Origin of the sequence: Phenylobacterium sp., from assembly GCF_036821595.1 — a bacterium.
Classification (GTDB): domain Bacteria; phylum Pseudomonadota; class Alphaproteobacteria; order Caulobacterales; family Caulobacteraceae; genus Phenylobacterium.
In genome coordinates this window covers 1-1,912 of the sequence record NZ_DAISJG010000173.1, presented here as the reverse complement: position 1 = coordinate 1,912, position 1,912 = coordinate 1, and the positions used below count along the sequence as shown (strand labels likewise).

The 1,912-nt window shown below is 69.6% G+C and carries 3 protein-coding genes; 1 reads left to right on the top strand and 2 read right to left on the bottom strand.

The window, feature by feature from the left end:
* Positions 1-1,016: deoxyguanosinetriphosphate triphosphohydrolase (locus V7Z97_RS20335; RefSeq protein WP_334165439.1), on the bottom strand; the 1,016-nt coding region annotated here is incomplete at its 3' end.
* An 81-nt stretch (positions 1,017-1,097) separates the two neighbouring features.
* Between V7Z97_RS20335 and erpA the strand changes: the two genes are divergently transcribed.
* A complete protein-coding gene (gene erpA / locus V7Z97_RS20330) occupies positions 1,098-1,430 on the top strand; it encodes an iron-sulfur cluster insertion protein ErpA (protein WP_334165438.1) in 333 nt (110 codons plus the stop codon).
* Here the strand turns inward: erpA and V7Z97_RS20325 are convergent.
* Positions 1,427-1,882, bottom strand: a complete 456-nt coding sequence (locus V7Z97_RS20325) for an SRPBCC family protein (RefSeq protein WP_334165435.1) — start codon at positions 1,880-1,882, stop codon at positions 1,427-1,429. The two genes, erpA and V7Z97_RS20325, sit on opposite strands and share 4 nt — an antisense overlap.
* Positions 1,883-1,912: the final 30 nt, after the last annotated feature.

The window sequence follows — 1,912 nt, the reverse complement described above, 5'->3', positions numbered from 1 at the left end:
TGCAGGAAGAGCTGGAACATCTCCGCCAGGATGCGGCGCGCCTGGCTGCGGGTGCGGTTGACCTTCCAGTGGCGGTACATGCGGTCCATCAGGAAGCGGCGCAGCTCGCCCAGGTCCTCGACCATGTCGCGGGAGAAGGCGACCACGGCATGGTCGAGGTTGCGGACGTCCTCCGGCCCATTCAGCCCCTCCGCCCGGCGGCCGGTCTCGGCCAGCACGTCGTCGACCATGGCCCCGATCATCCGGCGCACCGCCTCCAGGCGGATGATCCGCTGGTCGCAGTCGGGGTAGTCCCGCATCGCCGAGTGCACGTGCGGCCCGATCAGCGGCACATCCAGCAGCTCCTTCAGGAAGAAGAGGCCGGCCTCCACGCCGTCGTCCACGTCGTGGTTGTTGTAGGCGATGTCGTCGGCCAGCGCGGCGACCTGGGCCTCGGCCGACGCCCAGGTGGAGAGCCGCAGCCCATACTCCGCGTCGAACTCGGCGATGGCGCTCCAGGACGGGCGGTCCAGCTTGTCGACCACCGGGCCGTTGTGCTTGATCACCCCCTCCAGGGTCTCCCAGGTGAGGTTCAGTCCGTCGAAGCGGGGGTAGCGGCGCTCCAGCTTCGTGACGACCCGGAAGGTCTGCACATTGTGGTCGAAGCCGCCGTAGGCCTGCATCTGGACCTGCAGCTCGTCCTCGCCGGCGTGTCCGAACGGCGGGTGGCCCAGGTCGTGGGCGAGCGCGATGGTCTCGGCGAGGTCGGGGTCGAGGCCCAGCGCCGTGGCGATCGAGCGGGCGATCTGGGCCACCTCGAGCGAGTGCGTCAGGCGCGTGCGGAAGTGGTCGCCCTCGTGGGCCACGAAGACCTGGGTCTTCTCCTTCAGCCGGCGGAAGGCCGTGGAGTGGATGATCCGGTCGCGGTCGCGGGCGAAGGGGGTGCGGGTGCGGCTCTCGGGCTCGGCGACCTTGCGGCCGCGCGAGGCGGCGGGGTCTTCGGCGTAGGGCGCGCGGGGCGGAATCGTAGAGGCCATCAAACCGTTCTGGATATTGGCCTCTTGGTCGAAGCCGCGGGGGACCTCATATAGGCTAAGCCCCGCAAACGTTTAACAGCCATGACCACGACTGACGTCACCCTCTCCGAAAGCGCCGCCCAGCGCATCCGGGCCATCGGCGAAGCCGAGGGGCGGCCGGTCATGCTGCGCGTGGCGGTGGAGGGCGGCGGCTGCTCCGGCTTCCAGTACCAGTTCGACCTGGTGGACGCCGCCCAGGACGACGACCTGAAGGTCGAGCGAGACGGCGCCGCGGCCCTGGTGGACGTGGTCTCCATGGCCCTGCTGAAGGGCTCGGAGATCGACTTCGTGGACGAACTCGCCGGCGCCGAATTCCGGATCCGCAACCCCAACGCCAAGTCGAGCTGCGGCTGCGGCGTCAGCTTCTCGATCTAGCCGACGGCCTCGCCGAGCTTCTCCAGAAGCCAGCGGGTCCCCTCCTCCCGGCTGCCGGCGTCGTCGTAGCCGTCGAGGAACGCGCCCTGTTCGGTCATGACGAGGCGGGTCCCCTGCCCGCTCGGCTGGAACTCGATGGTGGCCAGCGAGACCGAGATCTTCCGGCCGTCCACGTACATATCGTAGCCGTAGATGATCCGAGCGTCCGGGATCACCTCGAAGTAGCGCGCCTGGAAGTCGGAGACCTTGCCGCCGGGGTGCCGGCCCCACAGCCGCTCGGCGCCGCCGGGCCGGAAGTCCATCGAGCGCTCGTAGCAGTCGAACCCTTCGGGCCCGGCGAACCACTGCGCCTTCGCCTCGGGGCTGGCCCAGGCGGCGAAGACCCGCGCCGGCGGGACGGGATAGGTGCGCTCGATGCAGAAGGTGGCGTGGACGACGTTGCGGTCGGTCATGTCTCGTCCCCAGGGCGATCAGGGTTGGGC